Source organism: Hymenobacter cheonanensis, from assembly GCF_030581075.1.
Lineage (GTDB): Bacteria > Bacteroidota > Bacteroidia > Cytophagales > Hymenobacteraceae > Hymenobacter.
In genome coordinates, this window is the sequence record NZ_JAUQSW010000020.1 from 1 (window position 1) to 26,175 (window position 26,175).

The following is a 26,175-nucleotide window of genomic DNA, read 5'->3' on the forward strand; positions in this document are numbered from 1 at the left end:
TGCGCCAACGCCTTTCGCGCCCTGCTCGACCAATACGGCTGCCGGCGCTCGCAGAGCCGGCGTGACGAGTACCTCGCCAACGCCCAGGCCGAGAGCCTGTGGTCGCGGCTCAAAACCGAGGAGTTGGGGCCGCGCGAGTGGCCCGTCTTCCGCGACCTGGTCGACGCGCAGCAGAGCGTGGCCACTTATTTTGATTACTACAATCACCAGCGTCGACACTCGACACTTACTTACTATACTCGCCCACCCTTTTTCCTTCAACAATTTAAAAATACCGCCCTAACCGCTCTCGCCTCACTCGACCACCTCCCCGCTTACCGCTCGGTTACTACATAGCCTGCTCCTCTACCTCTCCGGCGTCTATCTGCCAGCCTCGGGGGGTGGCGACCACGGTGACTAGTAACGGCATACTGGCTGGGAACTAGGTAAAGCCTGATGCTTATCTGGTAGCTGGTGCGCCAAGGGTAGTTGACTCGACTAGCTGGTCAGGCTAGCCTCGAATGGTGCACCTTGCTGCATAGCACTCGTTAGCCTCGTATAGCTGTCGCTACTTTCTGCTGTGCGGGCCGAATAAGTGGGCTCCGAAACTGTCGGCCTGTTACCGGCTTGAACTGGTCTTTCGGAACCCAGCCGGGCAGTCAGGCAAAAAGCCGTAGCAGTGTGAAGTGCTTACCTAACTACGGCGTTCTGCAACCATCACAGGCCCTTGTTAGCCCAGGTAAGTCCTGCCCCTACCCGGTCTTCCTGCCCCACCAGCAGTAGCGGCCTTTTAAGCATTTGGGAGCTAGCTCCCTAGCCAAGCAGCAGCGTTGACGAGCCTGCTTAGAAGAAGGTAGCTAGCGGCGTGCGCTTGGTATGACTACTCACCCGCTGAAAGGTAGCCGTGTGGTAGTCAAGGCGAAATACTTCCGTAGTAGTATCGGTGTAAGAGTGCTGGCCCGAAGCGGGGAAAGCCAGATGCTGTTCGCCTGTTTTGACTTGCACCAGCGAATCGTTCAGCATGCGACCAAAGGTTATGCGCGCATCAACGTGCATATCGTCTTCCGTGCCCCCAATGCCTTCTTGGCCCGCCACGAACAAGCTGGTATACCGCGGGCCGGGCGCGCACAAGATGAGATACAAGCCGGAGAATTCTTCCATGTCCGCATAGACCAGGACCTGACAGGGAGCCCGCGGGTTGCGGTCGAGGCAGGCAACGGTACTATAGAAGGAGGCACTCGCGTACGTACTATCTCGCACCGCACTGGCGGTTAAGCAGCAGTTGATAGCGTAGGCGTCGTGCAACAGCATGCGACGCTGTGCCTGGGTGAGCACAGCGTGCGTGGTGGTATCGAGGGGAGTGGGAAGGTGCCGTAGGTCAAATACGTTGAGGGGCGCATAGGCCACGGGCCATGTAGGACACGAGCTAGCGGGTGGCCGACAACCACTAAGCGGGAAGAGCCCGAGCAAAACGCAGGCTAGCGAAGCGAGTTTCATGTCAGTGAAGGTAGAGAGGGCGTCGCGACCCACGCGTCGTGGGGTGGCGAGCGTGAGAGCATAGCTCGCTAAGCGATAGCTAGGAATAGTCTCGCGAGAGGGACTAGCCTTAAAGATTAAGTAAGAGCCCGCAAGGTGCACCTTACGGATGCATCAATCTTCGCTTGGTTGACCCTCCACCACGCGCTAGAAACGCGTATGGAAATGCTTTTCTGAGCCAAGTGCTCTGCGAGGTACTTTCTGAGCCCCCACTAGAAGTACCTGTCTGCTAGTAGTTAGGCACTCCTGCTCGCTGGCTTACGGCGGCTACCCCAGCCACCCAACAATAGTCAGGGCTTCGTCACATAAATTCTATAGGGCAGATATCGCTGAACAACCTGTAGCGAATCAGCCACTGGAGTCGGCAGGCGGGCGCCCTCATAATACCTGGGCTTTGTGCCAATGGAGGAGAATAAAATTACGGCGGCCAACGGGTAGCAGGTGAGAAGCAACACGAGGTAATGCAAGAACTGCCAGCCGCGTTGACCGCTGCTGGAATAACGCCATAAGAACACCAAGCCTAGTAGGGGACTACCCATGACCAATGCCAGGGCTTCCTCTTCCCCCTTATAGGCTGGCGTATAGTAAACCATCTCGCTTATCATGCCTTCATCGCGTGTATAGCTCACGGTGTGGGCAAGTTGATACACCAGTATGTCCACGCAGGCAGTCACCAGCAAGCACCCCAGTAAAATACTAGGGGCTAGCCAAGCGCGTACTGCCCGCTTAGCATACAACCACCAAGCATAGGTGATACATAATCCGATTGCGAAGAGAGAGCAAATGATGGTTTGGCTAGCAGCGACGAGTGGCTTCCAACACCAGACCAGCATCCCTACTAGGAGTAGCCCACTTATTAGACCTAGAACAAGTCGCTCATTTCGAGTCATAAAAGCATCGGATAAAATGTAACACCTGGTCAGAAGCGCAAAAAAGCAAGCCGCACAACAAAGGTAGTGTAAAGTACTTTGAAATACAAAGCTTATTTACACTTCTACTTTGCTAGGCCTGCTTCCGTTTCCCTGACTATGGCCTTTCGTTGCCCTTACTTCAAAAAAGCGCTGTTGCCAAAGAACCTAGCGCATAGATTTTATAATACTTCCACCAGCGTTTAAGTACTGGGAGCGGCAGCGGCTGCACGGGCGACTCGGTCATGAGCAGCAGTCCGTGGAAGAGTACTAATAGCACCCACGCGAAGAAGCCATACATCACCCGCACGTCTGTTTTACAGGCGGCACAGTGCTGTGCATCTGGGAAAAGCACGTGCGTAAATAAGGCATACAGATTGAGGGCGGGGAAGAAGCTAACAAATACTAGGGTATCGGTTGAGGGAGAGGACCGCGCCCCCGCTAGCCGGCGGCGCAGGGCTTCCGTGAGCGCAACAAGAAAGCGTAGATAAGGGTGGTGCATGAAAGGGCACAAGGTAGTCAGGCGGGCTTAACAAGCGGCGCAAGGAAAGACCTCACGGAGCCGATCGGGCAGGTCGGCATTTTTGCGGCAGCCCCGCCGCGCGCGCCCAGCCCGATACCTGCCCGGCCTCCTGGCGGCTACGCTACTGCTGCGGCCCCACCGCTACGGGTAAGTAGCCCAACTGACCTGCATGGTGGCCCGCCGCGACAGCCTAACCAATGGTTTCGGTGGTAGACGCCCGTCCCGGTGCTTACAGCACCAGCAGTAGGCCAAAGCACGCGGCCACAAACAACAGCACCAGTGCCTTGGCCAGGCCCGATAGATTCCAATTGGTGGTCGGCTGCGGCGTAACCGTAGGGTCGCGCTCAAATTGGCGGGCGATGTGCGCGCTCCACCAGTTAATACCCAACCAGCCTATAATAATCAGCCCGACGAGCCAGCTCACCAGGGGGAGCACGCCACTGTTCTCAAAAGAAATACCACCCGGCCAGGGGTTTAAGAATACATAGTGCATGCGCCTAAGATAAGCCGGCCGCAGCGTGGGGGCCAGATCCTAGGGGGCTAGTGGCGCGATCGACGAGGCGTTGGACTTGCTTTTGGGAGAAGGCCCCTCCCCTACGCGCCGTAAAGCCGAGGGCATTCAACTCCCCCGCAATCCGTTCACAACTCAGCCCCTGCGCGCGCCGCGCCAAAATCAACGCCGTAGCCTGCCGGATTCCGCCGTGCTCGCGCGCATTGCGCTGCCGGGCCTCTAGGCCGAGCTGCCGCGCATCTTCGGTGAGGTTGGCCGGCGTGCCGAGCTGCGCGCCCCGCGCCTTTTTGGCTTTGAGCGCATCCTTGGTACGCTGGGAGATGGTCTCGCGCTCGTGTTGGGCAATGACGGCGAAGAGGCCCACGGTTAGGGTATTAGCGTCGGGCATGTCGCAGCAGGCGAACTGCACCCCCGAGTCGCGCAGGGCCAGGATAAAGCCCGCGTTCCTCGATAACCGATCCAATTTCGCAATGAGCAGCACCCCACCCGCCGCCCGCGCCGCGGCGATCGCCGCGAGCAGTTGGGGCCGCTGATTCTTCTTGCCGCTTTCCACTTCCACGTACTCCCCCACTGGTGCGCCTCCCTGCAGGAAGCTCGTCACCGCCGCGCGTTGCGCATCAAGCCCCAACCCGGAGGAGCCCTGCTTTTGAGTGGAGACGCGGTAGTAGGCGAAGTAGGCGGGCACAGAGTAAAATCGACGAGTTTCGGCGAAGATAGAATAAAAAGACATTTTAAGAACGGTCGTTTGTAAAACGTCTTTTTAGCCCCAGGTGATTTTTCAGAAAGGGGCCTGGCCTGTTTCAGTCTGACTTTCCTAAGTCAACCAAGTGAAACAGCCACGGCGGCAGTAACCGTACGACGGCACCTGCCTCCTCACGTACTCCCCGCGCTTAAGCGCTTAGTGGCGGAGTGAACAGCCCGCTGGCCGACACTTTATACATCGGTTATAACCCCCCCGCGTTAGGTTATAAACCCCTCGAGTTAAATTATAAAGGAGTTATAAACCTCCTGTTTTCGGTTATAAACCCTTTCTAAAGGGATTATAAACCGGTTATAAAAGGGGTTATAACCGGTGTGGTAGACCTACTACCCCCTTTTTTTGGTGGGAGCAGCCCCTTTTATAGGCTATCACGCCTTCCAACTGCTCGTTTAGAAAATGTGACAAGCGCCCCAAAGAAGGTTATGCCTGCTTGCCCTTCTGCTCACTTTACCTGTTGCTAGGTCCACTAGCTGAACCCGAGGACAGTTCGCGGCGCGTGCGTGTCTAATCCCGCTTGTAGGCTAGCGAACCCGCCGGATAGAGGCTGGCCAGGCGCCACATCTCAGCCCAAGCGCAGGCGATAGGCATCTTGGGCGTTCCCCGGCACTCGACGCCAAACCGGCTCGCCTCAATCGAGACTTGGCCAGTGGCCCGCTCTTCGATGCGGGACCCACTCGCTTGGGGGCTAATGACGAACCGCAGGGATACTTTGATACGGCGGTAGTCCGAGCGGCGGTAGTTGGTGGTGAGTCGCCCGTGCGCGGGGTCGGTCTCGACTAGGTAGTAGCCCTGCGCCAGTAGTAAGGCCGTCAGGTTGCGATAGGCCGTGCGGACGCTGTCAGCGGTATGCACCACTAGCACATTGGCAAGCGGGAAGGGGGTGTTTGCTTCCTGTCCAGCGGGTGGTCCCGTTTCGGTAGGGGCTGGGGGAGTAGGAAGCGTTTGCGCAGACGCCGAGCAGCTTAGCAGCAGTAGCGCAAGGAGTACCATCTTCATGCCGGCAAGCTACACCACTAAATCGTTTGGGGGTATTTGACCACTAGGTTGACAGTTGTCCGAGAACGTAATTTGTGCTAAACAGCCACCTCCGTATTATGTAGGAGGTGCACTGGAAAACAACTACATCTGCGCAATAGCCAGCGACACCAGCGCTATTTTTGTGGCCTACCTAATTGTTTGTGGTATGGGTGTGCAGCGCTTTATGATGGTGGTGGACCAGACACCGGTACCAGCGCCACCAACCAAGTACTTGACGACGCACGCGCTCAAGGAACGCGGCTGGACTGTGACGATGATTGCCGCGTTATTACCGCGTCCCGATGCCGCGCGCACGGCCTACGTTCGCCTGCCCGGCAGCGCCTTGGTCAAACTCTATCTGCGCACGCGCGTGGAGGAAGTCGAGCTCAGCGAGGAGTTCTTGATCTATCAGGAAAAAGCGGCGAAAGCGAAGCTGCGGCGTGGATGCGCTGTGCGCACCGCGCAACACCAAGTACTGCTGAAGCGGTGCGTGCAGCACTTCCGCCCGACCTACACCTGGCCCGAGCGCTGGTGTCAGCGTTCAGATTGGCAATTGAGTTTGGTCGACGTACGGGCGTTTTATGACCGGTGGGAACCCAAGTTCACGGCTATGGGGCATACGGCCCGCCAGCGGGTGCTGGATGCGTTGCACGAGAAGAATCGGCGCTTGTTCAGCAAGCGTTTTCCTGGGGTACCTCCCGGGCCCCAGCGCGCCCCGAAACTCAAGAAGCCGGCCGTCAAAAGTCCCTCGACTCCCTATGGTTTATAATAGTATAAACGCTGCGAATTATGCGGAATACTATTTTATACTTGGTTGATTGGTAGTTAGTTAGCGGCCCAAATAGCCGGAAATGTACTCTTCAAAAGCGCCATCGTCGCCGCCGCTACATTCTCCCCGGGCTTGGCCTTCGTTTCGAAGTCGCGCAGGACCGGATAGGTCTCTTTGAGCAGCTTGGTAAGCGGCTCCTCCCCTACGACCACCTCCAGTACTTTCTTGATTTGGGACTGCGTCAGCTTCAGCTTCTGCAGCCGCGTCTGCACCTTCTGCTGCAAAGGCGTTAACTCCGATATTACAGCAACTGCGGTGCCTTTTTCCAGCGGGAGCATTAGCTGCTTATGCTTTCGCTTTACATTACTCTTGATGTGGAATTCTACAGCATCTACACTGCGACCTAGCTTGTGTTCAACGTAGCTGATATCAAAATTCAACCCATTAAGCTCGTCAACGGCAGGCTTCAGTACACTGCGCCGATACTCGGTGAACTGCTGATATGTGTTCAGACCGGTAGTCAATTCGCGCAGCTTATCCACTTGAACAGTAACTGGTGAGCGAAACTCCCACGACTTAAGTAACCAATAAAACCGATGGGTAAGCGTGCTCTTAATGCTGAGCAAATCACCGACCTGGCCTAAAGTGAAATTATCTACCAAATTGGTGAGGTAAGGCAACACATCATCAGAGAAATAGCCTGATAAAGTCCCCTGACCGCTATCCAATTTAAGCGAATGCACTAGTGGCACTAGATGCAAGTCTTGCTTGCGGTTGGGCATAGGCAATTCAATGCGAACAGCATCGAGGCCCTTCATAGCTGCATGCAGCTGATTATATCCTCCTCCACCCAGTTGTGTAGGGCTAGCCAAATCACTTAATGGCACCACAATTCGCCTGCTATCAGTTTCCTCTCTCGTTAGGCCTTGCAAAAGCAACACGAAAATGCGCGCTTCAAGTAATGTCATCGCCCAAGGTCGTTCTAAGAGCACATTACTCTGCGCAACTGTTGCCGGACGCTGACCAACTATGGCTGGTGTCGTTGGAATATGTTGAGGTAAAACGGTAAGTGACTCGCCTGCATCTTGCTTAGCTTTCACTACAGCGGCATAGGCTTCTTCTTGCGTATCAAAGTAGCCTAGGCTTTTTGTCTTACCATTCAACCGGCCTTGCGCCTTCCATCGTCCGCGAGTCTTCTCGAAGGTGGTACCTGGGTAAGGATTAATAGGCATAAGTAACTGAGTAGGAACGCCGCAAGATAGTCAGGATAATTGAATTGAGATACGAAGCCTATTGAGATACTTTTACTATCTCAGGGGATAATCGGTACTATCTCAGAGGATAATCGGTACTATCTCAAGGGATAATCGGTACTATCTCAAGGGATAATCGGTACTATCTCAGGGGATAATCGGTACGATTTCGCGCTCATTAATTATTGACTTTCAATAAGTTATGCTGCCCTTAATAAGTTAATAGTACTAATAAAAAAATAAGGAATGAGCCTTCCTATTTTTTTTGAGATAACTAAGGGATAATCGGTACTATCTCAACTCAACGATTGCTTCGCACACCAGGGGGGCGGCCGAATATCTATCAAGTTCGCCCTACCTGTGCCATGATGGTTAAAAAGGCTGCACACACGAGCCAATAGTTATAGTAAGCACTTAAAGATAATTAACATCTTGTGTGACACTAAATCAGCCACTATATTTGCTAGCATACTGGACGTCAGTAATAGCATCATAAATGACATCACTTCTGAAGTCAAATAATGAAATCAAAAGTCTATGATTCACGTAGTTGGAGGGTACAAAGGGGGCAGTGGAAAGACTACAACAGCCACCAATCTAGCCGTTTTTTTACTGCGGCAGGGAAAGCGAGTACTATACTGTGATGGTGATGATCAGCGTACCGCTAGCACATTCAACGAGGTGCGACGGGACTTCAGCGACAAAGCCCCACTGGACCTAATTGCTTTGAGTGGCGCCAAACTACATGTTGAACTGCTTCAACTAGCTGATGGGTACGATGATGTAGTTGTTGATGTAGGAGGTACGGATTCTACTAGTCAGCGAGCAGCACTAGCGGTGGCTGACATCTACCTAAGCCCATTCCCACCCAGAGCTGCAGACTTGTGGACTAGCCAAAAGGTAGATGACCTAATAGCGCAGGCTCAACAAGTGAACTCAAAACTACAGGCTTATTCCTTCCTTTCCCGCAGTGACACTTATGGTCTAAGTGGAGCGGCTGGTCAGAACGCTGCCGCTTACCTAGGCAATCTAACGCACATTACCTTCTTACCTCTAGTAATTGGTAATCGCATCGTTTTTGACCGTGCTCTATCGTTAGGGCTTTCTGTCTTGGAGCTAACTCCCCCTGACGTCAAAGCCACATTTGAAGTAAATGCTTTATTCAATCACCTCCAACTGTTGACTCGTGAAAAAGCCTAGTCCACCTATGCCAACCTCGATGCGAAAGGCCGAAGCCTTTATTGAGGCCGGCGGCAGTACTCCTACCGAAAAAGCCCAGGCCAAACCTGAGAAAGCTAACGCGCTCACAGCATTTACTCTTCGTTTATATAGAAGTAAACTTGACAAACTTTCAGTCCTGAAGGATACACGTAGAGCCGAGCGCTTAGTCCAGGATGACCCTAATCGTGAACCTATCTCGGTTAATTCATTAATCATAGAAGCTATAGACTTATTATTAAAGCAAGAGGTCAAACGTGCTGCCAAAAAAGGCAGTAAAAAAGATGGCAAATTGTAAGTCAAAAATGGTGTCATTAACGATGGCAAAAGTGCCATTGTTAATGACACCATTTTTGACTTACAACTTTTTGATAATGAGTTAGGATAAATAATATTATGAGACCCTAGTTGGCTAAGGCTCGATGAGCACCAAAAGTTACATTGCTGTATGAAACTCTCCGACGCCGGACATCTCGTTTTTGCGCGCCCGGCCGCGCCCAACGAGGTTATATGCCCGCCGGAGATAGTCTTTGCTAACCCTTGATTCAGTTTTCTGCTAGCACACCTCCAAAAAACGGTGCCCGAAAGTGGCTTCAAAAACCTGCGTTTTCAGGCCAGCTGTGTTAGTAGCATACCTCACCAAAATAGGAGCCTTTTTTGGAGGGGGTAAAGAGTAAGGTGTCGGGCAGTTCGGCCACCAAGACGTGCAGGGCTCACTTTGCAGTTTCGGGCGGTCTATCTTAGCCGCCCACCTAGTTGCTCTTCTCTGGCTCCCCGTTTCATGTCCTCTTCCTGGCGCTGGTTGCTCACTACCCTCCACAACTACTGGCTGGTGCTGGTCGCTTGCGTCGCCGCTGGCTATCGGGCCGACTACCACTTCCCGCAGGCCGATGCCCACCCCGACTGGCCCGTGTTTCCTCAGCTCTACACGCAGCACCTTATGGTCGAACCCATTACCGACATCGATTCGCTCTATGGACGCCGCTTGCACTTGCGCCACAACTATGAAGGCGACCTGCTAGAAGTAGACTCTCCGCAGGTGAGCGCGGTGCGTGTGCGCGGGCATCGAGTCAGGCGTAATACGTTTCAGTTCTGGGAACCGAATAATACGACGAGCTCTGGCCGGTATATTGGCCCCGTAGAGACGCAGGGCTTCAACCAATACAGGGACCAGTATCTGGAAGTAGACGTGGCGGGCGAGAAGGGGTATTTTAAAGTCGACTACGCCTCTTTTGTGCCTGCCTTAGATAACATCCATCAGTACAATCTGCCAACCGACCGACAAGACACCTTATTCCTCCGGGTTGACTCCAAGGACTATCGCATTTTTATTCGCTAGCAGTCCTTTCCACAACCTACTGTGGCTGTTGCAGAACTCGTTGTGACACCTTCAAGCGAGTGCCTGACGAGCCGAATCGAGCCAGAAAGACCAATAACCAAGTCTTATACGCGCGTTTAGCAGTTCACCCACCCGGTTTCTCAAAGGCTGAGAGCTTGCTGCAACAGCCACCGTCTTTTACAGCACGTAAAAAGCTTCACCTCCTCTAAATCACTCTTTTCTCTATACTTGAGCACGCGTAGTGGGTAGACAGCTGCTAGTAGCACGCAAACCAATCGTATATTTCTTCAAAAGCAGGCTGTAAGTTGGTGTTTACTCCCGCATAAAGACCTACTCCATTACTGAAGACTGTTAGCGCGTGAGCTTCACATTCTAACCGCAACCCTTTGTATAAGTGAAGGTTTCCCTGTGTCCAACTGCCGTTGCTAGCGAAGCAAGCGTTGTCTTTGGCATAGAAAGCTTGCATAAGAGTGCCTCCCAGTAGTGGGCCTAGTGGTTCAGGGGCTTCAACGGACCAGGGTTTCCATAGCCCGGCTTCAGTAAGGGTTTGTAAATAGTGTTCTAATTCGGTGGTTTCTCGCCAATTAAGGCACAAGTGCTCGCCGTCATATGCGTCCTCAATATCTAGAAAGACGGAGCTATTCTGGAAGCAAATCAGATATCGCCAAGGGGAATAAATGTCTTGGTCCGGGTCTTGCTCAAAATCGACCGCGTAAATAGCCAAGATGGCTTTCTGCTGTACTTGGCGGAATAACTGGTCTGGCTCCACGGACGCAAAAGAAGAAAGAAAAGCAGCTATAGGCAGCGCTACTTGCTGCCACATGTCCCGTAAGCTAGGAGTGGGCTGCAGACTAGTGCGTCAGCACTGGTTAATCAGAAGCGGTTATTTCTGCGCGACTCAGATAGAGCCGGACGTTGCCGGCTGGGTCTTGCGGTAAGTATTTCAGGTAGATGCTATCCCCTTCTATCGTGTAGCGACCGCCCAGCGCGCTTGTACGCGTGTAGGTCTTGCCCGCTACGGCGTAGGTATAGGTCACCGCAATGCCGCCCCGAATACCGCCAATAGTGAGAACCTTGGCCGGCACCAAGTGGCCGTGCGTCCGCAACTCATCCCGAAGAAGGCAGGCGCGAACGCCAAAAAAGAGGCAGACAGCTATTATACCTAGGGTGAGTGCTTGTTTCATTATTTGGTAAGGACCTCCCTTACCAAGTCTTTAGGGAAAGCAAGGAAGGGGCGGTAGCGTGGAGGTAGCAAGAAAGGGGTGGTAGCGTGGAGGTAGCGAGAGGGCGGTAAAATAACGCTACGCTGAACTAACAGCTGATAGATAAATGTGAACTGAACTCTAAGGTGCGCTTAGAGGGGGCTCAGAAAGTGCGGCGCGGGGCAAGTGGCTCAGAAAGTCCACCCCACCTGCGTTTTCGGTGCATGGCAGGGGTTCCGGAAGCCAAAAAGGGATGCGTCCGAAAGGTGCACCTTGTCTGGTTACGACTATCATTGCGTTACGGCACCTAAGCGGGTCGCCACACCTTACTGTTGTGGCAACAAAGCAGGTGGTATCAAGCTTGCCGCTACCCAGCCAACGCTGAGTACGAAAAGCATTCCCGCTCCGAACCAAGCAGCAACTCGCCAGCGACCTAGCCCAAGCGCCAGGACGAGCCCGAAGAAATTTAGCCCCACACCAACCATTAAGCCTAGCGTAACCAGCGTCAGATTCGGGTCATGCCGAAAGGCAGGCAGCAGCACCAGACTAGCGAGGATTACCAGGAGTAAATTCAGCCATAAAGGCCACCGATAAGGGGGCGCAGGGCGGGCGGACATCGAGCGAGCTACTTCCACAGATTATGAAGGGCACAAGTAAGGACCTTAAAGTAAGAAGCGATTAAGCAAAAAAGATAGGCCTAAAAAGTGCACCTCATTCTCAATGAAGTCTTTTTCAGCGCGAGGTGCGTAGATGAAAGTCCGTCAGCTGCCCATGCTCCGTGAACGTCAGCCGAATCTCGTTTACATGGCCAGTTGCTTGCACTACCTGAAAGCGCAGATCAATGGCGGGGGTGGTATACGGCGGTACGTCTAGCATGTACCCCTCTTGGTCGGAAGCTACGCCTGCTTCTTGCAGTAGTCCCTGGACTAGCGCGTAACGGACGGTACTAAAATCGGTATAGCTCAAGCTCCCTAGAAAGGCGAGCAGCTGTCGGTAAGCGAGGGAGAAGTCAGCCATGTCCAAACATACGCCGGCACGCCTGCGCTGCCGGGCTCAAAAAGGCTGGTTCAAGCTCGCAGCAGGCGTAGCCTTTCAGAACCCACTTCTTCGGCCGGCAAAAAGATTTGTTTCAGTGCTCGTGTTAGGCCAATGCGGGCTACCCAGCATGGTGCACCTTTCGGGACCGCACTATATCTAGCACGAACCTCTCGCAACTGGTCGCGGCCATCGCAACTGTGCCTTTCTTAGCGCGGCCTTAGGAAGGCAGTAAGTTTGCTAAGCACTGATTTCTGCTATAATAAAGATGCTACGAACTACTATTACTACAAGGAGTCGCCGAGTCTGGCTGCTAGTGGGATGCCTTTGGGCACTGGGAACCTTACATGCCCAGACACTAGCGCCCCCGGGGGCGCCGCTTCGTGAGGTTACGCGTTTGGAGCGGGTAGCCGAGCCGCCGGGCGGCCTCATTCCGTACCGGGCGGGCAAGCTCTGGGGCTATGCTGATACCACAGGCCGGGTGGTTATCCGGCCGTGCTGGGAGCTGGGTAGCATTCAGCAGACAGCTTTTTTGCACCAAGGCTTTGCCCTAGTGCGGGCGCCCCAGGCGGGTCAGCAAGTACAGTGGTTGCCTGGGCCGCCGCCGGATGCGCGCACGCAACGCAGCGAAGAGGCGATGTGGCTGGTCAATGCCCGAGGCGAATTTCTGCGGGTGCGGCGTAGTGAGGCGGCGGTGCGCCAGGCCGATGGCAGCCTAGTGTGCCTGCCCCGTGAGCGGGCGCATGGGCAGTGGGAGGTGATAGCCCTGCGGGCGGAGCTTGACGAGCGTACCGGGTTCAGCAACTGGGAGTTTCGGCGGGTGCGCGCGGCAGATGACTGGCCGGCAGCGTTGCCAGACAGGGCCCTGCACATCACCTTGCTCGGCGCCAACCGCGTTAGCTGGCAACCGAACGAGCTGCCGCCAAACCCGGATAAGAAAGCCGCGAAGGCGTACTTACTGGCCGATTTGCGCGGCAACCGGCTGACTGACCCACGCTTTAATGAGCTAGGGCGCTTTCGCGAAGGCCGGGCCCACTTCAGCCTCAGCGACCACCCCTTGCAGTATGGCTACCTCGACACCACGGGCCGGGTAGCGATTGCGGCCCGGTTCGCGAATGGTTCCGCCTTTAGCAAGGGGCGGGCCGTCGTCACGACGCCGGCGGGCCAGTATGGTATCATCGACCGCGCGGGGCGCTACCTGCTCGCGCCGGCTGCGCACCAGCTTATCGGGCCGGATGCCGCCGGTTTTATTGCCCAGCTCGTCCCCGACTCGGCGGGGGCGGGTATCTTCTGCTACTTACCTCCCCCCGGTCGAGCCGGCTTTGCGCAGCGCCGCTTCAACAGCGCCGGGCCCTTTCAGCACGGCCGGGCGGCAGTGCAGCAGGGCACCCGCTATGGCCTCGTGAACGAGGCCGGCCAGTGGGTGACGCCCCTGGCCTACGACCTGTTGGTGGCCCCTACCCGCTTGGCGAAAGAACCGCAGCAGACCTGGGCCGAAGACCAGCCCACCGATGAAACTTGGGCGGCCGACTACACCCCACCGCCCGTGCAGGGGCAAGAATTGCCCTGGCTGTACCCGCTGCCCACCTACCTGCGGCCCGACACGGCATATTTGCTGGCCCGTCGGGCGGGCCACTACGGCGTGGTAGCCCGGCACTCGGGCCGGGAGGTGGTGCCGGCTATTTATGATAGCGTGGTGGCTACTATGCTGCACGGCACCGCGCGTTTCACCCGCGCGGGCCGGCCCTACGTAGTTGTTGCCAGCACGGGTCGCGCCGTGGAGGGCAGCTATCAAGGCATCGACTTTGCCACCCCCCACGGCCGTCGGCTCTACATAACGCGGGCGCAGCCCGCCGCCTGGGCCTTACTAGATACCACGGGGCAGCTGCGCACGCCCTGGGTTCCTGGCACGGGCTACCCTACCCGGCAGGGCTGGCTACTGAGCCGAGAGGCGCAAACCTGGACGTTGCGCGATTCAACGGGCCGGGTGGCTTACACCTCGGCTACGGAAATTGAGCAGCCCGCCAGCCGCGAGCCGTGGCGCCACCTCCAGGAAGTATTGCGCGGCCAGGATTGGCCCTATTGGCAATTGCCTTTGGGCCCGCCCCCGCCCGCCGACCGCGCGGCCTTCTTTGTGCGCGACTCAACCACCCGGCAGGTGCGCGTGCTCGATGGCCGGCTGCGGCTGCTCGGGGTACTGCCCCCCCCCACCAGCACCACCCGGCTACAACTACTGGGCAGTGGGTGGGCTTACCTCGTGCCGACTACTTATCACCCCGAGCTCTTTCAGTTTCCGCCCGACCTGCCCGCCGCCAGCCTGCTGCTGACCAAGCAGGGGCACCAACTGGTCCTGCCGGGCGGGATGGCCTGGGCCTACTTCCCGGGGTTTGACTATGCCCAGGTCTGGCAGCAGTATGGGGTGCTGCCTACTACCCAGGGCTATCGCACCCGCGGCGGGCGAAAACTGTGGGAGTAATTTACTAGCTAACCCGATGAGTACCACAAGCTATAGAGACAGGTTCTAGAATGCCTCATGGTTGATAAAGACGTCTTCTAATCGTTCGTTTAAGCAATGTGACAAACTCGACTATAGCATTTGATGGCCTTCTTTTCAAAGCTCCTAAAAGCAGGTACTAGGGCAATGGAAGAGCTGCATTGATAAGACCTAGGTAATGATGGCTAGCCGCTGGTTCACCAGCTACGATAGCCGCCTGCTGCGCATATGTCTGGCGAGCAAGCGGGTCTTTGCGTTCTATCTTATGAATCAGTCGGTTGCGATAGTATTCAGTCAGCACTAATAGGGCCTGGTAAAAACCGCTCACCGTGCGTGAGCAGCGAAACTCAGGAGCTGTGTAGCCATTCGTCTCCGTATAAAAATTCACCTCCCCGGAGGCGCTTACCGTAAAAGTGCCGCTTCCTGCTGCTGCTACCGTCATGAGCCCTTCCGACAGAAAAGGAACTTCAAAAAACTGAATATCGCCCATTATAGTTACTCTTACTAACTCATAATTAGCGAGTAAAGCATCTAGTTCGGTATGGGTGAGTATAGGTAATGGGCGTAAATGCTCCCGTCGCTGAGGAACGAACTCCTGTTGCAGGGAGGCATAATCTGCGGGGTCAGGCCAGTACATCGCATATTCAGTAGCGGTAGGCAATAGAGCTGCTAGAGCTGAGACAAACTCACTAGTTGTCATAAATGGTTACTCTATAATAGGATTCAGCGGTAAAATAAGCTGAGCTTTTTGGCTGCTGCTTATCTCCGTTTCGTCCCTTAACATAAAATTTCTTATATCTCTAATCTTAGAATAGGTGCAGGTTTGTGCCTCCGTCCGGGATGCGGCCGGCGTAGTACTTTGGCGAGAGACTGGACGCTAGTTTAGTGTTCACAATAGGTAATTGTCCTGAGTGCAGCGGGGAGAGCAGGCGAAAAAGCAATCCTAACTTGGCCCACTTCCTGTAAAGCTTAAAAATCGAATGACTTCTGTTGACATCTAACTAGTTCATCAGTTTGTGGATTCCGCCCTAGAGACGTGGCACCAGAGTGGGTTGATGTTGAGGCCAGATGCGGCAATGCCCGTATAAATGAGAAGCGAAGTGGGTGGAGGGGATGGTAACTGGATACCGTGGAAGCCTATACCTAGCACGGTTACCGAGCGCGACATACAAGAGTTGGAGGATAGCATTGGCTTGCGCTACCCTGATTTATACAAGGAGTTCTTGCGGTACAAGCACTTCTACGAATTCTGGTCAGAACAGGAAATTAACTTCTTTCGCCATGGTATCTATGAGTGGAAAGACACCTTATTGAAGGCCTATTTCGCCTCGTGGGACCCTACTAAGTTAATTGAGAAGGGATATATCTACTTAGCTGATTATTCCGACTGGGGAATCATTTGTTTTGATACTAATAATCAGCGGCCCGAGGATAACGATTGCCCAGTCATCATGATTGACCACGACCTGCTGTACGATGAGCCCCTTCCGCTAACTACGCTTTATCCTTCTTTTGAGGCCATGATGCGGAGCTTGCGTACCGAGCAGGAAAATCGGGTTTAACCTGAAGAATAGGGCTAGTAGGTAATGGTTTTCCTTGTTTTTGGGGAATCCTTCACAGTAACGAGATGAGATGGAATGTAAGCTTTTTACATTCTAGCAACGACGGACTACAGCTTGTAAAGAAAGCTCAGCCTATGCAGGCCAGAAAGACGCGCCTGCGTGAGCCCTGGGCCTATCAATGACTCAGCAATGGGCGGCACTAGTGACTGCGCAGCAGGAAGCAGGCCGGGTAGGATCCACCCGCGTTACAGCACCGAAAGCGTTCGAAAGCGAAGGTAATCTAGCCTAAAACCGGTCAAACCGGTCCCCAAATCGGTCCGAGAACCGGTCAGGCAAACCGGTGCTAAAACCGGTCGCAAACAGGTCAAATCGGTAGGTAGATGCGTACTTTTTGGAGGCAGTTTGGCCGGCTTTATACCGGTTTGCGACCGGTTTTAGCACCGGTTTGACCGATTTGCCTGACCGGTTCGACCGGTTTTCAGCGCGCGGGCGTAGGGTAGCCGGCACCTAAGAGGCTTAGCGCAGCGCTTTTTGAGCTGCTACTTTACGTATTGAAAATTATAGGACACTTGAGGGAGGCAAAAGAGCGACAAACCATTTTTTACAGTCCGCCGTTATCTTTGTCTAGCACAGTAAGCCATTTGATAGCTTCCTTTTGCTCTTTTAACATTAGTTCACGCCGGGCTCTGTCCTGCAAAGCATCTATAGCCATGGCTACTTCCGCTCAGAAAGTCGACTGGAGCCGCATCGTGCAGCAGATGGCGGCGGATAAAAAGCGCTTGGAGGCCGCTATTCGAGGCGATAAGCAAGCCTTGCATGAGTCGACCTTCCTCCACCCCCACGCCGTACCCGCTCACTGAGACGGCGCAAGGCTACGCCTTTACGACGGATGCCGGCGAAGCGTATGTGCTTTACTACTCCCCAGCGGTAGACTACTTTCCAGGCTTAGCAGTAGGTGAGTATGCGGCCATGTTTGGGTTCATGCGCGTGGTAGCCGAAGGATTACACACGGACGACATTACGCCGGACTATGACCCGCGCATCAAGCCGACTGTCTTGCAGGAGTTAGCGCACTTTTTCCAAGATGAGCGACGAGTGCTCACCTTCGTTTGTCAAGATGGCAAGCGGCAACGGGCAGCCTATCGGCATCGGCTATTTGGCCGCTGGTTCCGCGAGGCGAATGAGGCACACCTTATTCGGCATGTAGTGAGTGAAGCAAACGGGCTCTATGCGACCCTTATTTATCTCAACACTAATCCGTTCGCAGATGAATTGCGGCATCAACTGCCAACGCTGGAAGACAAGCTGAATCACATGATGGGTCAGAGTCTTGAGTAGCACGAAGACAGTATCCTTTTCAGCTAGAGCAGAAATCAAAAAAGCCCCCAAAACGCATGCTTTGGGGGCTTTTTCGTAGTTTTTAGATTAGTCCAGAAAACGCCCAGTTACTGGAAAAGATGCTGCTGTGAGTTACAGATGTACTTAGGCGTAGTCCATTAGCAAGAAACGTCGGTGCGCTGCCTGACAGCATGTATCTCCTGACCAATCTCTTTGCTGAACGCTTGAAGGTGCAGGTAGCGGTAGGATTGTGGCGGATTAGATAGAATCTGCTCGCTACGCAGGTCAGCCAAACTTATCGGCTCCAATAATCGGGCAGCTTCTTTAAGATGGATGGCGAAGGCTTTGTCGGTACCTTGATAATACTCATCAAAATCATGCTTCGATATCTGAGCCCTGCCCGCGTATCGGGCCCATGTCTCCGACGGGCTCAACTTAGTTATGGCGCTGATGAATGCATAGCCAGTGATAGCTTTTACCGGGGTGCTTTCGTAAATCAAGATAATGGCGGACTTGTCCAGGTTGGGGGCCACACGACGTAGTTCAACCGTCTTGCTACCCCGCATGATTTGCCCGGCGTACTTCGGCTTGATGGACATCAGAATGACTTGCATACTAACAAAGTTAGCCGGTTTGAGCGTAGAGTTTCATGTATAGCTCGTGGCTTATCTCAATTGGCCCTACCAACTGATTAGGTTTGCGGCCGTCGGCTACTAAATTTTTTTGCACATCGCCGAAGCTCATTGGTGTAGATAGCAGCTCCGTATCTGCAAACTCAAAGCACAGGATAGGCGCTTGTGCGTTGCCTTTGGCTAATGTGATGATGTCGCTCCACTTGTATACGCCTAGGCCCTCGTACTTGCGAAAAAGGCTTTTGGCACTAGCAATGGTCACCGCTTCCACATAAGACGCAGCCCGTAGTTCGCCGTACTGCTGGCCGCCCTTGCTCTTGGAAACGTACCACAGTATCCGACCTATTTGAGGTAGGCGGGGGGTAGCTGCGCGGTAGTACACGTTGCGCCGGCTGAACAGCAGCGTGGCATCGAAGCCAAATATATCGGCCTCGCTCATGCGCTCGTCGAAGAGGTTGCGGGCCCACCGGTGCTGAATCGGCACGATATAACAGGGAACTTTGGCGCTGGCCAACTTGATCGGCCACAAGCATTTCTCAGCGTTGAACAAGCTTCGTGTATCGGTTTCGCCCGCTATGAATACTTGGTGCAGGGATTCCGGCAGGTCACCCGCCTGCCGCAGTTGGTCGCCGAGGTGTGCGGTCAGGTAGTCTAGGCTTCTAATGCCAGACGCTAGAAAGCGGTACCAGCAATCATCGCTGGTGTCGCGGAAGAAGCTGTATTCGGTCAGCGCTTTTCGGACCGTATCCGAGATATACTGGTCGGACACCTTCACGTAGGTTAAACCCCGGCCAGCGGCATTCAGAATGAGGTCTTTAAGTTTGCGTTCCACTAGCCGACTGTGATTGGGTTTGCAGCGTAACAGTGCCACGTCCATCCCCCCGCGCTCGACGCTCCACACGGTCATGGCGTGCTGGACCACCTCGCTTTTGTTGGCCTTCCAGACCTCGGCTTGATACCGCTCCGGGCTCGCTACGAAGGTTCGGAGCTTGGTGCGTAGCTCGTTGAGCTTCTCGCGGCCCTCGTGGTAGATGAAGTCCTGGGTCAGGGCTGTAATATCCCGCGATTTAATAGGTGCAAACGAGGTCTTGTGCTCTACAAAGCGGGATTCAACGTACTTATTGTTATTTTTTAGCTCGTCAATATCCACCACCAAATCTACGGGCCGCCTGACTAGCAGACCATACCTTTCGAACAGTGCCTCTCCCTGTTCGATAACGACCACATCTTGTGTGATGAAATAACGTGCCTTCGCTGCGATGGCGTTGGCCAGGTGGGTCAAGTCTGACTTATTGCGCTCCGAGTCGGACCGCTGGATGATAGTTTTTATATCAGCTAGGGTACTGTCCCGGCTTGGTTTGTCGTAGCGTAGTTCCTCAAATTTGCGAACCTGCTTTCGGTTGGCCTCCCGCACTGCCCGGTTCTGGTTGCGGTTAATCTCGTGATAGATTTCGTCCGTGACGCATAGTGAGATATCATCCAGCAGCCAGTCAGCCAGCAGCGAGTAGGCCTCCTTCGGCTCGGTGGCGTCTTTAGCGCCACACAGGTCGTAGAAGACATTAGCATCAATCACGACGCGCAGCTTGTCGTCGTCCTCCTGGGCCTTGAATAGCTCCAGTTGTGTGTTGAACAAGTAATACCAACGGGTAAGCGGTTTGCCGTCCAAGCTGCGCCCGGTGACCTCATCCCGCGGGATAAAGCCGAGCCGATTCCACATCTTATTGGCAAACGTATAGTCACGCCGGCACTTCAATGTAATAGCAGAAACACCTTTGACTTGTTCCCGTAGGAAGTCAAACAGCTGTCGGGGTAGCTGCTGCCCCCTGGCTATTTCCCGAACGCACAGATGCGTGATAGCGGCACTGTACTTAGTCTTGACCCGGCGAAATAGCAGATAGCCTAGCAGCTTAGCTCCTTGCACAGCCACGATAATGTTGCCGCTCCGGGCAAATGGGCCAAATGCCTGCGCGGGCATAAAGCCTAGCGAGCCACGGTTGTCATCGGCCAATTCAACAACTTGGTCTAACAGGTTGGTGTCACTGATGTGGAGTAGGCGTACTTCTGTTTGCATAGCAGTCAAGTAGCAAGAATGAGGACACCGTAAATAAAAGCCTAGAAGAGCTTATATTTATTACGGCTCTGACATCCACTGTGAGCTTCCCTATATGTTAAGCTGGTTGAATGCAGATAAAAATGCAGCCTATTAGCTCCAAAAACCGCACCGCCCTAGCTCAAAAAAGGCCATATAAGTGTCCTATAATTGCTTATGCGTAAAGTTGAGCACCAGAAAGCTGCTACACCAGCCATCGTGTTGCGTCTTTTAGCTCGGACAACTCCCCCCTAGCCGGTTAAAAGCCTCGCCCGCCCGGGCGGGGCTTGTTGCTGCTTATTTCGCGGCTCATTCCACCCCCGAGCTATGGCTACCACCCCCACCGAACCGCCCCACATCCTGAAAGCCAAGCAGGCTGCCGCCGAGTAGGGCCTCGACCTGGTGGCCGCCTTCACTGCCCTGAACCTAGCGGCCCAGTTCTACCGCGAGAGCCCACCACCGGCCGCCGCGCCCGAGGAGGAGCTGACCAAGCTGCGCCGCATCCTGCGCAATGCCCGCCAGCGCTACCGGCAACTCAAGGAAATACTTGCCGCTGAAGACATCCCCGAGGCGAAGAAGCTCAAGAAGATTCGCTTTGTGGTAAATCTGCTTTTACCCGAGAAAGAGCAGGACGATAAAAAAGCTCCGGCCTAGGTCGGGGCTTTTTTGTGTTTTAGGCTACCCATTTAAAGATTATATAGCTAGAAATCAAAAAGTACTAGTTCAACTTTGTCAGAATAACACATAGATTTGGGCGCTGCTTCCTTACCCACTCATAAACAAACTTATGCGCGTCCTTCTCGACACCAACATCGTTATCCACCGAGAAACCAGTGCCATCATGAAAGATGATATCGGCCACTTATTCAAATGGCTAGACGATTTAAAATATGTCAAGTGTATTCATCCGGATACGCTGGAGGAAATACGGCGTCACAAAGACCCCAAAGTAGTTAAAACTATGGCGGTTAAGCTTTCGAGCTACCATGTATTGAAGACGATTGCACCCGTTGGGCCGGAGGTGACCGCGCTGAGCATCAAGTACGATAAAACCCCTAATGATTTTACTGATACCGCCATTCTGAATGAGGTGTTCATTGGCCGGGTCGACTCGTTGATTACGGAAGACCGCAACATCCATAAGAAAGCAAAAGAGCTGGGATGCAGTGAAAGAGTATTCACCATCGACTCCTTCTTAGAAAAGGTAACCGTCGAGAACCCAGGACTGACTGATTATAAAGTGTTGTCGGTTAAGAAAGAACTCTTTGGCAACATCAAATTGACTGACCCTTTCTTCGATAGCTTTCGGGAGGATTACCCCGGTTTCGACAAGTGGTTCAATAAGAAGGCCGATGAACTAGCCTACATCTGCTCGGTGGGCACTGACATCGTAGCCTTCCTTTACCTCAAGCAGGAAGGGCCAGAAGAATATTATGGTGACATCACACCACCAATGGGCCGCACTAAAAGGCTGAAAATCGGCACTTTTAAGGTGGTGCAGAATGGCTTCAAGATTGGGGAGCGCTTTCTGAAAATCATCTTCGACAACGCCTTACAGTTTGGCGTAGGGGAGATTTACGTTACCATTTTTGATAAGACGTTGGAGCAGAAGCGCCTGATTGGCCTGTTGCAGGAGTGGGGCTTCAATTATCACGGCAAAAAGGCCAATGCCACCGGCAATGAGTTGGTGTACATCCGCGATTTTCACCCAGCAGTGGACAAGGCCAGCCCCAAACTAACCTACCCTTATGTATCTGCCGATGCTAACGTGTTCCTTGTACCCATCTACCCGGCCTATCACACCGAGTTGCTGCCTGATTCCATCCTTAACAACGAACCCAAAGCAGACTTTCTAGATCCTGAGCCACACCGCAATGCCATCAGCAAAGTCTATATCTCGCGCTCATTTGAGCGCAGCATGAAGCCCGGCGACCTTATCGTGTTCTACCGCACTGGTGGCTACTACGCTGGCGTGGTTACGACTATTGGTGTAGTAGAAAACGTTGAGCTGAGCATCGCTGATGAGAAGAAATTTATCGATCTATGCCGTAAGCGCAGTGTATTCGACGATACCGAATTAGCAACGCACTGGAACTACAAACGCAGCCGGCCATTCATCGTCAACTTCTTATCAGTCTACTCTTTCCCAAAACGGCCCAACCTAGCTAAACTGATTGAACTGGGGGTGATTGCTGATATCCGTTCGGTGCCTCAAGGATTTGCCCGTATGAGCAAGGACGACTTAGACAAGATTCTGACGGCCAGCCAATCAAACCGGAAATTCTTGGTAACTAAATCGGTAGAGTCTATATGAGTGCCACCCCAAATCCAGCTAAGACCATAGCTGTTTGGTACGAGTCGAACCAGAGAGGAGTGCAGAAGAGTAACATCGAACTTCATTTCAACCTCTGGAAGCTGCCTAATGGAAATAACTATCTGCGTTTTCTGGATATCGGTATCATGATACCCGACCCAGCCGAGGTACGCCAGCTATGTCTCTATTTTCCCTTTGAAGTTCCAACTGACTGCTTCGAGGACATTGTTGGAAAGTTTATCAACGACTCAAACCTTGTCAGCGCGATATTCAACGAGCACTACACTGTAGCCTCGGAGCCCAGCTCTAAGTCGCGTCTTATCAAGAAGGGTGGCCAAGAGCTATTCGACATCTACGAAACCGGCCCACAGAACGTGCAGCGGCAAAGCGTATTCGGTGGCACTGTTTTTAAACTGAGTTTTCAGCAGCGCGGCCGGCCTGTGTACCTGCGCTTCCGCGTGAGTGGCAAGTACCCAACCTCGCTCAGCATCATCCAGAAGGCCGCTAACTCCATCGTGCAGAGCGCCTTCTCGCAGACGGAAATGATTGATTTTAGGGTTAATGAGGCCCGCGACCTGAATCAGGATTTATTAGAGGAGATATACCGGCAATCCAGCTTTATGCTCACGAAGGTGCATTTCTTCTTCGTTTGCTCCTACGGGGAAGACATTGTAGGGGCGCACGAACCATACGCTAAGTGCCGCAACCTAGAGAACTACCGCTGGAAAAATTACGTGGGCAACGACAAGCTAAATCAACAGATTTACCTCGCCTACCAATGGACGAAAGAGAAGCGCGACGACTTCGGCGTCCTGATAAGAACTAAGTTTGAGCGCAACAACCGCCGCGTTTTAGCGACCTATCTCGGAGTGTTGTTACTTATTACCGTGCTGTTCAGCGTAATCAGCTCTTACACCTTCGCGTTTATTCCAAGCGCGTTAAAACCTACTTCACAGCCATGCGTGTCCTCCTCTCCATCAAGCCCGAGTTTGCCTCCAAAATTTTCGACGGCACCAAGAGATACGAATTTAGACGGTCAATCTTCAAAAATGCTAACATCAAGAGTGTCGTCGTCTACGCCTCCTCGCCCACCCAGAAGGTCATCGGAGAATTTGAGATAGAGCGGATAATCAACACCAATGTAGCGGCCCTATGGCACGAAACAAAGGAGTTTTCCGGTATCACCAAGGACTACTTCATGAAGTATTTTATAGGCAAGGAGGATGGGTTCGCTATCAAAATCAAAAAGGTGAAGCGGTACAAAGAGCCAATGTGCATTAGAGCAGATTTTCAGGCTACTCCTCCTCAGTCTTTTATTTATATTGACTAGAATTTCACAAGGCAGATAAGTAAAGCAGGCTCCGATTAATCAGGAGCCTGTTTCATTTTGACTCTCTTATACCATGAACTGCTTATTCTGCAAACAGAATAGTGATAAGTCTCGGAGTGTCGAGCATATTATCCCTGAGAGCTTAGGTAATAAAGACCATATTTTACCTAGGCATTTTGTATGCGATAATTGCAATCAGTATTTTGCAATTAAAGTGGAAAAGCCGTTACTAGAACAACCTTATTTCAAACACCTCAGAAACAGATCGAGGATTGAGAATAAAAAGCGAACTGTACCTACCCTAGATGTGATGGCAATTGGGTTGAGGCCGATGAAGGTAGAATTATCCTTTGATAAAAAGGATGGATTTAGTATTACTGTACCTGATGATGTTGATGCAAAGGACCTTTTTTCTAGTCCAACTTGCAGGCTGATTATTCCAGTCTTGGATTCGCCCAAAGAAGATAATATGGTGCTGTCAAAGTTCCTCGCAAAGCTTGCGGTTGAAGCACTTATACACAGAGTTTTAGACGATAAAGTACTAGTAGAAGAATTTTGGAATCATCCAGGGCTAGATAAGTTGAAACAGTACGCTAGATATGGGCAGGGGATAAGTTTCTGGCCTTACCATCAGAGGAGGATATATCAGGAAGGCGCTTTTTTTAAAGATAAGAAATCCGGAGAAGGACCCTTTGAAATAATGCATGAATTTAATTTTTTATACGCCGATGTGTCAAATCTTTACTTCATCGTCTGCATAATGGGAATTGAGTATGCAATCAATATAAACACCCCGGAAATCAAAAATTACTCTAACTGGCTGATTGCAAATAATAACAGGTCGCCTCTTGATGAGGCCAACGAAATAAAATTGTAATAGTTTAAGTAGTTCATTTTTACTTTTTAGCAGTAATGCGCAGCGATTCTAAAATATCATTTATACGGCGCTTCTTTTCTGCCAATTCGTTAGAAACATCTTTACCACATGTGAGGCATAAATGCTCTTCCCAAATCACCGTTCCTGCGCAACCATCTATAGGGCACGGAATTCTTGAAATTTCATTATCATTGTTGCAATTTATGCAATGTATCAGCCTAGCATCTTCCTTTTCGGGAAAGAGAAACGCCCACTTGTAATCGTATTTCTTTAAAAGGTTTTTATCCTCTGGTAGCATGCAATAAGGGCAGAAATAACTTCTTGCTCTTGTGTTCACTGAAAAGTGTTTGGAAAAAGAAGCTTTCCCAATTTTCTTCCAAGCATAAGTTAGTTTTTCTATAAACACAACTGTTTCTAATTCACCTTGGTCCATTCCTTCGTTAAATGGATGTTCGAAATAGTAACTTCTCAAATTATTCCACCACGAATCTTTTCCATCGAAAAGGGTATATGTATCAAGTATATGCGCCACTAATTCACTTGTATTTAGCCTGTTTCTAGATATACCATGCACTATTTGATTTCTAATTTTTCTTATATGCTCAATGTGTCCGAATATTGTGGTATCATACGTATTCTTGGCAGTGGCAAAGAATACGTATACCAATGACTCTGAACTAATTGAATAAAATTCATCAAATCTTTTATCATTATGACCCGGTAATACGGGCCATTCTACTCTTTTGCCTTCAAGTAGCAAATAGGGGCTTGTCGAACAAATACTAGATTTCATGTTTGCTTCAATCGCTTGATGTATAAGCACTACTGATGCGTTTAGCTTATCCTGTAAATATTCCCACACCATCTCTTCATCGAGCTTTTTCGTGTGATTTTCGATAGTCTTATCGGTTTCAAAAATAATGTCAAAGGCTTGTGTCAAACAGCTATTGGCCAATAACTTATAATCAAGTTCTGAAGGAAGATTAGTTATCATACCTAGTGTGGGTTTGATTGACAAATTCATACGCTGAAAGATAGTAACCACTAACGTAGCCCGGCCACCCCAGCCGGGCTTTTCTATGCTCACCGCCCCTCCACCCTGTCCCTCGTACAACTGGCGGCACAACGGTCGGTTGCCCACCAGCACCAGCAGAACCAGCCCAGCGTAGAGCAGCCAGCGGTTGCGCCGCTGCTGCTGGCTCAGGGTCTTGCGGTAGTGGTGACGCAGGCGGGTGTGTACGCCTCCCACCTGAATGACCCAGTTGACGGTGGAGAAAACCCTAATTAAAGCCCTGTCAAGTGTCCTATAATTTCTGTGGCTGTTGCAAAAGTCTTACGCTCGTTCAGCAAGCGGTTACAGTTGGCACTACAACGTCCTTAAGGCAGCCTTGTCGCCCGTTTGGACCCTCGATTTAATTGCTGCTGGCCTCGGGCAAATCCCCCGCCTGACTTTTGCAACAGCCACTTCTGTTCCGTTAAACGAGGGGGC

The 26,175-nt window shown here is 52.4% G+C and carries 24 protein-coding genes; 13 read left to right on the forward strand and 11 right to left on the reverse strand.

What is annotated here, in order from left to right; genetic code table 11:
- Nucleotides 1-336 (forward strand): integrase core domain-containing protein (locus Q5H89_RS22760; RefSeq protein ID WP_305021640.1); only part of this gene is annotated, 336 nt, incomplete at its 5' end.
- A 486-nt stretch (nt 337-822) separates the two neighbouring features.
- On the opposite strand, the gene Q5H89_RS22765 is transcribed toward Q5H89_RS22760, so the two are convergent.
- From Q5H89_RS22765 to Q5H89_RS22780, 4 genes are all read right to left on the reverse strand, one after another.
- A complete protein-coding gene (locus Q5H89_RS22765; RefSeq protein WP_305021641.1) occupies nt 823-1,140 on the reverse strand; it encodes a hypothetical protein in 318 nt (105 codons plus the stop codon).
- Nucleotides 1,141-2,565: 1,425 nt separating this feature from the next.
- Complete coding sequence (locus tag Q5H89_RS22770) at nt 2,566-2,925, reverse strand: hypothetical protein (protein ID WP_305021642.1); 360 nt, start codon at nt 2,923-2,925, stop codon at nt 2,566-2,568.
- 250 nt (nt 2,926-3,175) lie between these two features.
- Entirely contained in the window at nt 3,176-3,439 is a 264-nt protein-coding gene (locus Q5H89_RS22775) for a hypothetical protein (protein WP_305021643.1), read from the reverse strand.
- A gap of 4 nt (nt 3,440-3,443) precedes the next feature.
- Complete coding sequence (locus Q5H89_RS22780) at nt 3,444-4,187, reverse strand: recombinase family protein (protein WP_305021644.1); 744 nt, start codon at nt 4,185-4,187, stop codon at nt 3,444-3,446.
- Nucleotides 4,188-5,268: 1,081 nt separating this feature from the next.
- On the opposite strand from Q5H89_RS22780, the gene Q5H89_RS22785 reads away from it, so the two are divergent.
- On the forward strand, nt 5,269-6,003 hold the full coding sequence (locus tag Q5H89_RS22785) for a hypothetical protein (protein ID WP_305021645.1): 735 nt from the start codon (nt 5,269-5,271) through the stop codon (nt 6,001-6,003).
- A 56-nt stretch (nt 6,004-6,059) separates the two neighbouring features.
- Here the strand turns inward: Q5H89_RS22785 and Q5H89_RS22790 are convergent, their stop codons facing one another.
- The gene (locus Q5H89_RS22790; RefSeq protein WP_305021646.1) at nt 6,060-7,235 is read right to left on the reverse strand and encodes a RepB family plasmid replication initiator protein; all 1,176 of its coding nucleotides are present in this window, start codon (nt 7,233-7,235) and stop codon (nt 6,060-6,062) included.
- A gap of 558 nt (nt 7,236-7,793) precedes the next feature.
- On the opposite strand from Q5H89_RS22790, the gene Q5H89_RS22795 reads away from it, so the two are divergent.
- From Q5H89_RS22795 to Q5H89_RS22805, 3 genes are all read left to right on the forward strand, one after another.
- A complete protein-coding gene (locus tag Q5H89_RS22795; protein WP_305021647.1) occupies nt 7,794-8,456 on the forward strand; it encodes an AAA family ATPase in 663 nt (220 codons plus the stop codon).
- Nucleotides 8,443-8,772 (forward strand): hypothetical protein, encoded by a 330-nt coding sequence (locus tag Q5H89_RS22800; protein WP_305021648.1) that lies wholly within the window; start codon nt 8,443-8,445, stop codon nt 8,770-8,772. The genes Q5H89_RS22795 and Q5H89_RS22800 overlap by 14 nt, the downstream gene beginning before the upstream one ends.
- A 483-nt stretch (nt 8,773-9,255) precedes the next feature.
- Nucleotides 9,256-9,813 (forward strand): hypothetical protein, encoded by a 558-nt coding sequence (locus Q5H89_RS22805; RefSeq protein ID WP_305021649.1) that lies wholly within the window; start codon nt 9,256-9,258, stop codon nt 9,811-9,813.
- Between the two features lie 256 nt (nt 9,814-10,069).
- Here the strand turns inward: Q5H89_RS22805 and Q5H89_RS22810 are convergent, their stop codons facing one another.
- Together Q5H89_RS22810 and Q5H89_RS22815 are read right to left on the reverse strand one after the other, a co-directional pair.
- On the reverse strand, nt 10,070-10,636 hold the full coding sequence (locus Q5H89_RS22810; RefSeq protein ID WP_305021650.1) for a hypothetical protein: 567 nt from the start codon (nt 10,634-10,636) through the stop codon (nt 10,070-10,072).
- Nucleotides 10,637-10,682: 46 nt separating this feature from the next.
- Nucleotides 10,683-10,997, reverse strand: a complete 315-nt coding sequence (locus tag Q5H89_RS22815) for a hypothetical protein (RefSeq protein WP_305021651.1) — start codon at nt 10,995-10,997, stop codon at nt 10,683-10,685.
- A 1,450-nt stretch (nt 10,998-12,447) separates the two neighbouring features.
- Here Q5H89_RS22815 and Q5H89_RS22820 point away from each other — a divergent pair.
- Nucleotides 12,448-14,526: a WG repeat-containing protein gene (locus Q5H89_RS22820; RefSeq protein ID WP_305021652.1), complete on the forward strand. Its 2,079-nt coding sequence runs from the start codon at nt 12,448-12,450 to the stop codon at nt 14,524-14,526.
- A 157-nt stretch (nt 14,527-14,683) separates the two neighbouring features.
- Here Q5H89_RS22820 and Q5H89_RS22825 read toward each other — a convergent pair whose 3' ends face one another.
- A complete protein-coding gene (locus Q5H89_RS22825; RefSeq protein ID WP_305021653.1) occupies nt 14,684-15,244 on the reverse strand; it encodes a hypothetical protein in 561 nt (186 codons plus the stop codon).
- Between the two features lie 388 nt (nt 15,245-15,632).
- On the opposite strand from Q5H89_RS22825, the gene Q5H89_RS22830 reads away from it, so the two are divergent.
- The 3 genes from Q5H89_RS22830 (at nt 15,633) to Q5H89_RS22840 (ending at nt 17,444) form a co-directional block, all read left to right on the forward strand.
- The gene (locus Q5H89_RS22830; protein WP_305021654.1) at nt 15,633-16,106 is read left to right on the forward strand and encodes an SMI1/KNR4 family protein; all 474 of its coding nucleotides are present in this window, start codon (nt 15,633-15,635) and stop codon (nt 16,104-16,106) included.
- Between the two features lie 710 nt (nt 16,107-16,816).
- Nucleotides 16,817-16,966 carry a hypothetical protein gene (locus Q5H89_RS22835; RefSeq protein ID WP_305021655.1) on the forward strand — a complete coding sequence of 50 codons (150 nt, stop codon included), beginning with the start codon at nt 16,817-16,819 and terminating at the stop codon, nt 16,964-16,966.
- The gene (locus tag Q5H89_RS22840) at nt 16,923-17,444 is read left to right on the forward strand and encodes a DUF6169 family protein (protein ID WP_305021656.1); all 522 of its coding nucleotides are present in this window, start codon (nt 16,923-16,925) and stop codon (nt 17,442-17,444) included. Before Q5H89_RS22835 ends, Q5H89_RS22840 begins: the two co-directional genes overlap by 44 nt.
- A gap of 158 nt (nt 17,445-17,602) precedes the next feature.
- Here Q5H89_RS22840 and Q5H89_RS22845 read toward each other — a convergent pair whose 3' ends face one another.
- Together Q5H89_RS22845 and Q5H89_RS22850 are read right to left on the reverse strand one after the other, a co-directional pair.
- Nucleotides 17,603-18,058: an ASCH domain-containing protein gene (locus Q5H89_RS22845; protein ID WP_305021657.1), complete on the reverse strand. Its 456-nt coding sequence runs from the start codon at nt 18,056-18,058 to the stop codon at nt 17,603-17,605.
- A 10-nt stretch (nt 18,059-18,068) separates the two neighbouring features.
- On the reverse strand, nt 18,069-20,147 hold the full coding sequence (locus Q5H89_RS22850; protein ID WP_305021658.1) for a GNAT family N-acetyltransferase: 2,079 nt from the start codon (nt 20,145-20,147) through the stop codon (nt 18,069-18,071).
- Between the two features lie 420 nt (nt 20,148-20,567).
- On the opposite strand from Q5H89_RS22850, the gene Q5H89_RS22855 reads away from it, so the two are divergent.
- From Q5H89_RS22855 to Q5H89_RS22870, 4 genes are all read left to right on the forward strand, one after another.
- On the forward strand, nt 20,568-20,819 hold the full coding sequence (locus Q5H89_RS22855; protein ID WP_305021659.1) for a hypothetical protein: 252 nt from the start codon (nt 20,568-20,570) through the stop codon (nt 20,817-20,819).
- Nucleotides 20,820-20,952: 133 nt separating this feature from the next.
- A complete protein-coding gene (locus Q5H89_RS22860) occupies nt 20,953-22,479 on the forward strand; it encodes a hypothetical protein (RefSeq protein ID WP_305021660.1) in 1,527 nt (508 codons plus the stop codon).
- Between the two features lie 958 nt (nt 22,480-23,437).
- Nucleotides 23,438-23,809, forward strand: coding sequence for an ASCH domain-containing protein (locus tag Q5H89_RS23355; protein WP_369810693.1), 372 nt, complete (start codon nt 23,438-23,440; stop codon nt 23,807-23,809).
- 73 nt (nt 23,810-23,882) lie between these two features.
- Nucleotides 23,883-24,686 carry an HNH endonuclease gene (locus Q5H89_RS22870; protein ID WP_305021662.1) on the forward strand — a complete coding sequence of 268 codons (804 nt, stop codon included), beginning with the start codon at nt 23,883-23,885 and terminating at the stop codon, nt 24,684-24,686.
- A 19-nt stretch (nt 24,687-24,705) separates the two neighbouring features.
- Here the strand turns inward: Q5H89_RS22870 and Q5H89_RS22875 are convergent, their stop codons facing one another.
- Nucleotides 24,706-25,935 (reverse strand): hypothetical protein, encoded by a 1,230-nt coding sequence (locus Q5H89_RS22875; protein ID WP_305021663.1) that lies wholly within the window; start codon nt 25,933-25,935, stop codon nt 24,706-24,708.
- Between the last annotated feature and the right edge of the window lie 240 nt (nt 25,936-26,175).

Bases quoted from the DNA above. Each gene is read 5' to 3' on its own strand.
- Q5H89_RS23355 (WP_369810693.1), top strand. From the start codon at position 23,438: ATGCGTGTCCTCCTCTCCATCAAGCCCGAGTTTGCCTCCAAAATTTTC.
- Q5H89_RS22825 (WP_305021653.1), bottom strand. From the start codon at position 15,244: ATGACAACTAGTGAGTTTGTCTCAGCTCTAGCAGCTCTATTGCCTACC.
- Q5H89_RS22840 (WP_305021656.1), top strand. From the start codon at position 16,923: ATGAGTCGACCTTCCTCCACCCCCACGCCGTACCCGCTCACTGAGACG.
- Q5H89_RS22845 (WP_305021657.1), bottom strand. From the start codon at position 18,058: ATGCAAGTCATTCTGATGTCCATCAAGCCGAAGTACGCCGGGCAAATC.
- Q5H89_RS22860 (WP_305021660.1), top strand. From the start codon at position 20,953: ATGCGCGTCCTTCTCGACACCAACATCGTTATCCACCGAGAAACCAGT.
- Q5H89_RS22805 (WP_305021649.1), top strand. From the start codon at position 9,256: ATGTCCTCTTCCTGGCGCTGGTTGCTCACTACCCTCCACAACTACTGG.
- Q5H89_RS22815 (WP_305021651.1), bottom strand. From the start codon at position 10,997: ATGAAACAAGCACTCACCCTAGGTATAATAGCTGTCTGCCTCTTTTTT.
- Q5H89_RS22835 (WP_305021655.1), top strand. From the start codon at position 16,817: ATGGCTACTTCCGCTCAGAAAGTCGACTGGAGCCGCATCGTGCAGCAG.
- Q5H89_RS22850 (WP_305021658.1), bottom strand. From the start codon at position 20,147: ATGCAAACAGAAGTACGCCTACTCCACATCAGTGACACCAACCTGTTA.
- Q5H89_RS22775 (WP_305021643.1), bottom strand. From the start codon at position 3,439: ATGCACTATGTATTCTTAAACCCCTGGCCGGGTGGTATTTCTTTTGAG.
- Q5H89_RS22870 (WP_305021662.1), top strand. From the start codon at position 23,883: ATGAACTGCTTATTCTGCAAACAGAATAGTGATAAGTCTCGGAGTGTC.
- Q5H89_RS22810 (WP_305021650.1), bottom strand. From the start codon at position 10,636: ATGTGGCAGCAAGTAGCGCTGCCTATAGCTGCTTTTCTTTCTTCTTTT.
- Q5H89_RS22795 (WP_305021647.1), top strand. From the start codon at position 7,794: ATGATTCACGTAGTTGGAGGGTACAAAGGGGGCAGTGGAAAGACTACA.
- Q5H89_RS22765 (WP_305021641.1), bottom strand. From the start codon at position 1,140: ATGGAAGAATTCTCCGGCTTGTATCTCATCTTGTGCGCGCCCGGCCCG.
- Q5H89_RS22790 (WP_305021646.1), bottom strand. From the start codon at position 7,235: ATGCCTATTAATCCTTACCCAGGTACCACCTTCGAGAAGACTCGCGGA.
- Q5H89_RS22830 (WP_305021654.1), top strand. From the start codon at position 15,633: ATGAGAAGCGAAGTGGGTGGAGGGGATGGTAACTGGATACCGTGGAAG.
- Q5H89_RS22770 (WP_305021642.1), bottom strand. From the start codon at position 2,925: ATGCACCACCCTTATCTACGCTTTCTTGTTGCGCTCACGGAAGCCCTG.
- Q5H89_RS22780 (WP_305021644.1), bottom strand. From the start codon at position 4,187: ATGTCTTTTTATTCTATCTTCGCCGAAACTCGTCGATTTTACTCTGTG.